This is a genomic window from Terribacillus saccharophilus (assembly GCF_002272075.1).
Lineage (GTDB): Bacteria > Bacillota > Bacilli > Bacillales > Amphibacillaceae > Terribacillus > Terribacillus saccharophilus_A.
On the sequence record NZ_NPBJ01000044.1, the window covers coordinates 23,242 to 30,935 of the forward strand.

Sequence of the window (7,694 nt, forward strand, 5' to 3'; positions counted from 1 at the left end):
TTACCGTAAAGGGCATAAAGAGCTATCGACACGCTTTTAAGGCGTGTCGTTTTTTGTCGTTTTAGTTCTTCCGGAATACAAAAAAGCCGGCGCTTTTCCGCTGCCGGCTAATCTTCTTTATGCTCATACGGTCTAAACTTCTGCTGCAACTCGGGCTGGTCTGCTTTACGCTTCTCTATTTCTTCCCTCATAAACAGCTTTACGCCGCCCTTTTCTAGCTGCGTTACCTTCTCCCTTTTTACAAGTGAAGTAAGCGCGCTACGGGAAATTTCCAGATAGTCCATAACTTCTTTTATAGACATAAAGTGTTTATCTAGTAGCTGCAGGGCTTCCTCTTTAGTCATTGGAAGCACCTGCTGCCGGTAGCTCCTTACTGATCCGCGTCAGGATCTCCGCTTTTTCTTGATCGTTTAGATCAGCATAGGGATCCGCCAGATCGCGCGGAACCCCGGGCCAGCCTTTAGCAATGCCATATAGAAGCTCCAGGGCTTCGTCTATGCTTGTTGCGCCGAAAACAATATAATTCTTTATATCCTGGATTACGTCCTCTTTCAGTTGCACTTGCGCCACGCTCCCTTATTTCTTCTTAGATACGATAAACATCTTTACTACAGTCAGAATAATTGTCAGGCTGAACAGGCTTATTATTACCCAATCAATCGGCCCGGCTGCAGCTATATCCAGACTAGATAGGTACAGCGCAAAGATAACAAAAACAGCTAGGTCTGTGACAGATAAACGATTTTTCATATTATCGAATGGAGTGTTATAATATTGATAAGGGTAAGCGGGGATTGCTCCCCGCCCTGTTTGGGATTACTCGTCGTCCTGCTTTTTGCGGTCTTTGTAAGCAATGGTTAAATCCACTACAATTTTCACCGTTGTTGCTACACCCGCAATAGTAAGGACGATTTCCCTTATCGTTGTTAGCTCCATTCCCTCACCCCCTTTCTATATATTAATTATAACACCCTATTGCAATTATTGCAATAGGTTTACACAAATAAATTAACGAATTTCGTAATTTTTTTATAACAAAAGCGGTCCCTGCTATTAGCTGGACCGCTTTTGTTATGCCTTCTTTTCCACTATCTCCAGGATTTCGCGTATATCCTCTATCTCCAGGAGATTGATTATCTTAACAAGCATTTCCCTATTGATTGTCTTTGCCTTCCCTGTCACTACTTCGCTGATTGCTCTTGCACTTGTGCCGATAGCGGCAGCCACTTGCTCCTGCGTATATCCCCGCTTTTTGAAAGCTTCCCGCAGCTTCACTTCTAATTCTTTTTCCACTTGGCTTCCTCCCTTTTTTGCTTATCATACCATAACATATTACGAATAACGTAACTAAAATTAATGAATTTCGTAATTTAATGCTTGACCTTCCGAATATCGTAATTTATGATTACATTATCCGATTACGAATATCGGAATATGAGAAGGAGGGGAAACAATGAAAAAGCTAACTAACCCTACTATCGCAATGCCGATTCTATGGGGCGCGGTAATCGTCGGTAATTACTTCGCAATCATCAAATTTCTATAAGGAGCGGATAGCATGAAACAAGTCGAACAGATGGAATTAGCTTTTGAATCCATTGACCAGACCGAGAAACGTATCAAGACGGAACGCTGGCAAAGAATCCTGCGGAACGTATTACATGACGAATTGCCGGTAAACATCGGAAACATGCTGCTATGGATTGTCCAGGACTACCGTAAAATATACGTCCCCTTCCTGGATACGCATTTTATCTTGTATGACGAACCTAGCAAGGCAACGGAAAGCATTGTTTTCGTAAATGAAAACCTAGCAGAAAACCGCATGCGGAAAATGATAACGAACCGCATAAAGGAAAAACTCTCCGGAAAGGAATGTTAAATATGAGCGAAAAGCAAAAAGAAGAATTGAAAGAATTTATGGAGCAAGTTGTAGAGAACATAACGCAGGCATACGCCGAAGTTAATAAAGGCAATGAGCAATACCCTTCCATTTTTTAAGGAGCTGAGAAAATGCGCGATCTGTTCTATAAAATAAAAAAAGCGCTACTCATAAAGAGCGCGCTTTTCCAGACATACGTTAAACACCACCTATAATATACCACAAAAAAAGCCCCTTACCATAACGGTAAAGGGCTTTTTATTATTTTACGCGAAGTTTTTGACCGGACTTGATTAAATCCGGATTCTTAATATTGTTCCAGTTCTGCAGCTGTTTAACCGTAGTTTTATATTTTGCTGCAATCTTGCTCAAAGCGTCCCCGCTTTTCACTACATAATATTCCTTCTTAGCAGCTGCTGCCTTTTTCGGCGCGGATCCTGTTACCTTTAGTTTTTGCCCGGCTTTAATTAAATCCGGATCCTTAATCCCGTTCAGATCCTGGAGCGCTTTTACCGTCGTCCCGTAGGCTTTAGCAATCTTTGTAAGGTTGTCCCCCTTCTTGACTACGTAAGTACCGCCAGCGGCTGGCTTTGAGCTGCTGCCTTTAAGTTTGATAGTCTGACCTGCTTCGATATGGTTCGGATCGTCAATGCCGTTGAGATCCTGGAGCGCTTTTACTGTGGTGTTGTTTGCTGCTGCAATCTTAGAAAGAGTATCGCCCTTCTTGACGGTATAACTTCCAGCTGCAGCTGTTGAGGTGGATTTTTGCGGAGAAGGATTTACAGAAGCGCTGCCCTTGTCATAGGCATTGAGGTTGTACTGCTCGATTACATTGATAACCTTGTTTGCGTAGTTTACGTCTGTAGCGTATCCAGCGTCCTGGATTGCTCTAGCAGCCTTCTTGTAATCTCTCTCCCCGATTACTGCCCTGTAAAGATTGCGATTCCATGAAACACCGTTTAAAAACAGATCTGCATGATCCTCCATGCTCTCGTACCAGCTAGGATACTTCCGGAAAGCAGCGTCTACGTAATAGACTTGTCCTTTAGAATTTTGCTCGGCTGTCCGCATGGTTACAGATTGGCCGTTATATGTTCCTTTAATGCCGAAAAGGTTTTTTCCTTTTGTGGCCAAACCACTTTTTCCGAAGTTCGATTCCAGGCAAGCCTGGCCCATGATGATACTTGCTAGGATATTATGCTCCTTCTGGATCCTTACAGCATGCGGGGCAATGTCTTTAATAAATGATTGGTTACTCATGTTCTTTTCCTCCATGTTGTTTTAATTTATTGCCGGCAGCTAGACTTGCCGGCAACGATCTATTACATAGTGTCCTGATCTTTTGTTCCTTCGTTCTGTGCTTGGTCTTTCAATACGCCTAAACGCTTCGTAACAAAGTCCGGAATCGGTACGCCTAGTAATGCCAGGTTCTCCAATACAGACGCCAGCTCGTTAGCAATTAAACATAAAACAACGCCAGTATAGATAACGCCGTTCGTGCTTAAAACGGTATCCAGGAAAACAGCGACGACAACCAGGAAGAAGATACCTACCTTTTTCGTGATCCCTATGAAATTGAAATGGCTCTTAAAGTTTCCTAGCTTAATAGCTTTCATCCAACCAGCTGCAATGTCGATCAGACAAGCCCAGAAAAGAATATCAAGGAATTTCCCATCACCGAAGAAATAGCGGAAAACTGCAGTTAAATATGCAATATGCTCCGGAGAAAGAGGTAAAGCGTCGATAACAATAGAATTTAAATACATGTTGATTAGCTCCTTATTAATTGGTTATTTTTTGTGTGAATAGTAATTTATTGTATATTGCAATAAACTATTATTTAACTTATTATTGTCTAGTAACAATAAAACTTGTGGGGGTTTTATAAAAATGAATAAACCTATCGTTATTACCATGACCAACCATAAGGGCGGCGTCGGTAAAACTACTACGGCGTCCTTCGCAGCCTTCTATCTGCAGAAGCGCGGGTATAAGGTTCTTGTCGTTGATATGGACATGCAGGGACAAGCTAGGATCTACTTGGCCGACGATCCTACAACAATGGATTACAGCTCTCTTAAAAACGGGGACATGGTTATCAACCAGGCGCGGGAAGGAATCGACTTGATCCAATTCGGTAACAATGCTATTGATCTGCAGTATGCAGGAAAGACATTTGTAGCCTTCCGTAAATATCTAAAAGGCCTGGATTATGATTTTATAATCGTAGATAATCCGCCGGCCTATGATACTAATTCTGTAATGGGAACCGGCTTATCTGATTACGTTGTAATCGTTTCGCAAACGCAGCGTCTGAGCCTGGAATCAATCGAAAGGCAGTTAGATAGTATTGAGGTAGCGCAGAAGAAAGGCGGCTCCCATACGAAGCTAATAGGGATCCTGCAGACTTTAGAGGACGTAAGAAGCAAACACGATAAAAAGGTTATTGCACTTGCTAAAAAGCTATATCCGGAAATAATGTTTAATACGGTCATTCAGCACCGCACAAAAATAAAAGATATGACTTATACGGGTATCACCGATAAGCTGCGGGCAGATCGAAAAGCGATCGAGCAGTACGATAATTTTATAGAGGAATTGCTAGAAAGGATTGAGGTAAATGGATAAGAATAAAACAAACATTTTCGCAAACGATAATACGGAGCTACTTTCTGGGGTTGCTAAAAAGAAGAAAAAGAAGAAGAAAAATTATACTTACTTTATGAATCAGACCCTTGTAAACACGCTAAACGGTTACGCAGATCATAACGATTTTGTCGTTTCTGCTTTGGTGGAAAGCCTGCTAAAAAATCACCTGCAGGAAGCTGGTATGTGGGATCCGGAAACGGACGCCCCAACGGATCAAGCAAAGGAATATATAAACGCCTGGGCTGCGGAAAGCATGAAGCCCGAGGATTACGAAGAATTGAAAAAAGATCTCGACATATAAGCAAAGAGGGCCTAATCATTGGCCCTCTTTTTTGTTTGCTTCTTTCACCAGGTCGATAGCATACGCTGGATCATTGGTAAAGAATCCATCTACTTTCATATCGAGCATTTTAGGTGCCAGTTCCTTTTCATCGTCGTAATAATATACATGCAGCTGCAGCCCGTTATCGTGAATCTGTTTCAGCAGTTCCGCGTCTACGCTGCCGGCATAGATTCCGACGGCCATAGCATACTTTTTGATATGCTGCAGCGTTTCGTCGTCTAGCTCTTGTACTTCTGCTTTACGCAGCAGACGAACGAAAGGAATTTCGCTATTAAGTTCGTGGATCTTTAGCATGCTATCTTCATAGAATGACTGGATAATGACGCGATCCTTTTCTATGAGATCCTGACTTTCCAGGATAGACACCAGCTGTTCCTCCATTACGATATTCTCTTTACTATCGGTACGGGTTTCAATGTAATAATGCGCCGTATCCTTGTACTTGTCGACGATCTCCTGGAGCGTGAGGATCTTCTGCCCTTTATCGACGTTAAGCTGCTTTATTTCGTCTAGCGTTAGATCTTCAACCTTACCGGATCCGTCTGTTATTCGGTCTACGTCCTCGTCATGGACGGCCACTAGCTCCCCGTCCTTCGTCTGGCGCAGATCAATCTCGATATAGTCCGCTCCATCTTCCAAAGCTCGCTCATAGGATAAGAAAGTATGCTCCGGCTCCAGATCAGAAGCTCCCCTGTGCGCGATAATAAGCGGATCGTAAGCCGTTTCCTTTTCTGTCGGCGCTCCGCCGTCTGCGGATCCGACAAAACTACAACCAGAAACCAACAATAAACACGATAATATTACGATATTCATTAATTTTTTCATACTTTCAATCTAGCATACTCGAAATATGCAATCAATAGAAACGAAGCTAAATTATTCCTGTTCTTCCCCTGCAGCTGCTTCCAGCTGGATACGCTCTGTTCGTTCTGCTTTAGCTGTCTCGTATTCTTCTTTCGTGATAAACCCCTTTGATACCATCGTTTGAACAAATTCATCTGTCCAGTAGTCATTTCGTACATAATAGCTGCGCACATATTCAGTCCAGGCAATAGTAATCATGGCATTAACACCCCCTGCATAATTAATTTTGTTGTTAGATCGGCCAGCTGTTCCTCAACTGTTGGCAGCGGGTTATAAGGCTCTGGCGGTTGGCCACTTTCTTTCCAGCCTGCAGTTTCTGGATCCCATTTCGCTTGGATAAGCCAGTTTCCCTTGTCGTCCTGGGGCGGGAGCCAGGTAGCATTTTCCGGCAGCTCGTACTCCCCTTCCTCATTGGCCGGCAATGGTTGGCCATGTAAAAAAATGAGCGTTTCCGGATTCCATAAAAAAGCTTGTTTCATGTTATTTAATCCTCCCTTTAGTTATCTAATCGGAAGCTGGTAGCAATCGGATACCATTGGCCCGAATCGTAGCGATCCATGCTGTTCCTGTGTACGTATAGATTTCCGGTCGCCGCTTCAAGCTTCCAGCGCACGACGGTAGCCTTGTATCCATCGAATGACGTACTTTGTGCGAAAGTATGATCTTGGTTACGCGGACGGAATCCAACCGGAAGCGTAGCAACCGTAAACAGCGGGCCAGTTACGCCCTTTACCGCCCCTTTTAACCAGACCGTTTTTCCGTCAATCGCATACATTGGCCTTTCAGCTTCGCTATATATTTGAGCGCCATTTACTAACGGCAAGTCATACCAGGTTAAATCCTTGTCACCTTTAAGCTTTTGCCAACCCGCCGGCCTTTGGCCCTCTATCTGATTTGTATATACGTTTCCTAGATGATCACTCGCATAAATAAAGCCATCTCGTCGGGATCCGTTTAGATGTGCGATTCCTCGCAGCGGGTTCGTGGTTGGTCTGGTATTGATTGATCCGCCAGACGCTGCATAAAAAGTATGGAATCCCTGTGGCAATGCTAGAAGCTTGGCCAGGAAGTCCTCTGTATTTGAGATTACTACCATCGCGTCGCCATCATCTTTAGTTATCTTGTTCATTTGCGCTACATCGGTAACGGCCTTTACTTTATTCTGCGCTCCCTCCGTTGTCTCGAAGTCCTTACCATCTTTATTTACTACCTGAGATCCCCGGATAATCGTTTTTCCTATGTTGTCGGTATTAATATAAACATTATCGTCGCCGCCGCGATGGATTGTTCGTCGAGCTGCTCCGCTTGGGGACTTGTGGGAGATCCCTATATCATTCTCGAAAACCAGCTGGCCGCTCATAGTACCGCCGGCGCGTGGTACGCTGGCATTTTTTGCGTTAGTTTCTGCTTTTGTCGCTTTGTTTTGTGCGCCTTCTGTTGTTTCCAGGAATTTAGCTGCAGCTGCTCCGTCTAGGTTGGCGTCTGTGCCGGTAATAATCTTCCAAAGGCCGCTCTTATCAATTCCAATAAAACCAGTTGCGCCGTCATGTTCAAACTTCATATTTGCATTGCTTGCGTTTCCGGTCCTTTTTACATTGATAGGCGTAGGATCCGTAACAGTAAGATTTAATGGCCCTGTCATGGTATCGCCGGTTTTTTTCAGCAGCTGATTATTCCTAATCGCCGCCAGGATCTCGTCGATATTCGTCTGCGCTGCTGCCACTTGGTCGGAAACTGTCTTTATACTGCCCTGGGCAGAAGTTACAAGATCATTTATAGCTGTAGTTGCTTGGGTTTTTGCGGTATTAATCGAGGATTCTGCGGAGGTTTTTGTAGAGGTAATGGAGCTCTTGGCCGAGTTGGCCGTATTCGTTACGTCCGTCTTTGCTGTAGCTGCAGCTGTGGCCAGGGAGCTTTCCCCTTCGTCTACTGCTGCAGCAATCGAAGTTTCTGCGG

Annotated in this window: 11 protein-coding genes and 1 pseudogene; 3 read left to right on the forward strand and 9 right to left on the reverse strand. The window is 43.9% G+C overall.

The window, feature by feature from the left end:
• Window positions 1-107: 107 nt before the first annotated feature.
• The 3 genes from CHH48_RS18985 to CHH48_RS18995 form a co-directional block, all read right to left on the reverse strand.
• Window positions 108-344, reverse strand: a complete 237-nt coding sequence (locus CHH48_RS18985) for a DNA-binding protein (protein ID WP_095220818.1) — start codon at window positions 342-344, stop codon at window positions 108-110.
• Window positions 337-561, reverse strand: coding sequence for a hypothetical protein (locus tag CHH48_RS18990; RefSeq protein WP_095220819.1), 225 nt, complete (start codon window positions 559-561; stop codon window positions 337-339). Before CHH48_RS18990 ends, CHH48_RS18985 begins: the two co-directional genes overlap by 8 nt.
• A 510-nt stretch (window positions 562-1,071) precedes the next feature.
• On the reverse strand, window positions 1,072-1,293 hold the full coding sequence (locus CHH48_RS18995) for a helix-turn-helix domain-containing protein (protein WP_095220820.1): 222 nt from the start codon (window positions 1,291-1,293) through the stop codon (window positions 1,072-1,074).
• A 265-nt stretch (window positions 1,294-1,558) separates the two neighbouring features.
• On the opposite strand from CHH48_RS18995, the gene CHH48_RS19000 reads away from it, so the two are divergent.
• Window positions 1,559-1,882, forward strand: coding sequence for a hypothetical protein (locus CHH48_RS19000; protein WP_095220821.1), 324 nt, complete (start codon window positions 1,559-1,561; stop codon window positions 1,880-1,882).
• Window positions 1,883-2,143: 261 nt separating this feature from the next.
• Here CHH48_RS19000 and CHH48_RS19005 read toward each other — a convergent pair whose 3' ends face one another.
• Window positions 2,144-3,142 (reverse strand): LysM peptidoglycan-binding domain-containing protein, encoded by a 999-nt coding sequence (locus CHH48_RS19005; protein WP_176466764.1) that lies wholly within the window; start codon window positions 3,140-3,142, stop codon window positions 2,144-2,146.
• 62 nt (window positions 3,143-3,204) lie between these two features.
• Window positions 3,205-3,648, reverse strand: a complete 444-nt coding sequence (locus tag CHH48_RS19010; RefSeq protein WP_095220823.1) for a phage holin family protein — start codon at window positions 3,646-3,648, stop codon at window positions 3,205-3,207.
• A gap of 124 nt (window positions 3,649-3,772) precedes the next feature.
• On the opposite strand from CHH48_RS19010, the gene CHH48_RS19015 reads away from it, so the two are divergent.
• Window positions 3,773-4,510, forward strand: coding sequence for a ParA family protein (locus CHH48_RS19015; protein ID WP_095220824.1), 738 nt, complete (start codon window positions 3,773-3,775; stop codon window positions 4,508-4,510).
• Window positions 4,503-4,832 (forward strand): hypothetical protein, encoded by a 330-nt coding sequence (locus CHH48_RS19020; protein WP_095220825.1) that lies wholly within the window; start codon window positions 4,503-4,505, stop codon window positions 4,830-4,832. Before CHH48_RS19015 ends, CHH48_RS19020 begins: the two co-directional genes overlap by 8 nt.
• Window positions 4,833-4,847: 15 nt before the next feature.
• Here CHH48_RS19020 and CHH48_RS19025 read toward each other — a convergent pair whose 3' ends face one another.
• From CHH48_RS19025 to CHH48_RS19040, 4 genes and pseudogenes are all read right to left on the reverse strand, one after another.
• A complete protein-coding gene (locus CHH48_RS19025; RefSeq protein ID WP_095220826.1) occupies window positions 4,848-5,699 on the reverse strand; it encodes a glycerophosphodiester phosphodiesterase in 852 nt (283 codons plus the stop codon).
• 51 nt (window positions 5,700-5,750) lie between these two features.
• On the reverse strand, window positions 5,751-5,936 hold the full coding sequence (locus CHH48_RS19030) for an XkdX family protein (RefSeq protein ID WP_095220827.1): 186 nt from the start codon (window positions 5,934-5,936) through the stop codon (window positions 5,751-5,753).
• Window positions 5,933-6,217 carry a hypothetical protein gene (locus tag CHH48_RS19035; RefSeq protein WP_095220828.1) on the reverse strand — a complete coding sequence of 95 codons (285 nt, stop codon included), beginning with the start codon at window positions 6,215-6,217 and terminating at the stop codon, window positions 5,933-5,935. The genes CHH48_RS19030 and CHH48_RS19035 overlap by 4 nt, the downstream gene beginning before the upstream one ends.
• Window positions 6,218-6,234: 17 nt before the next feature.
• Window positions 6,235-7,694: pseudogene (locus tag CHH48_RS19040) on the reverse strand (hypothetical protein); the annotation flags it as partial.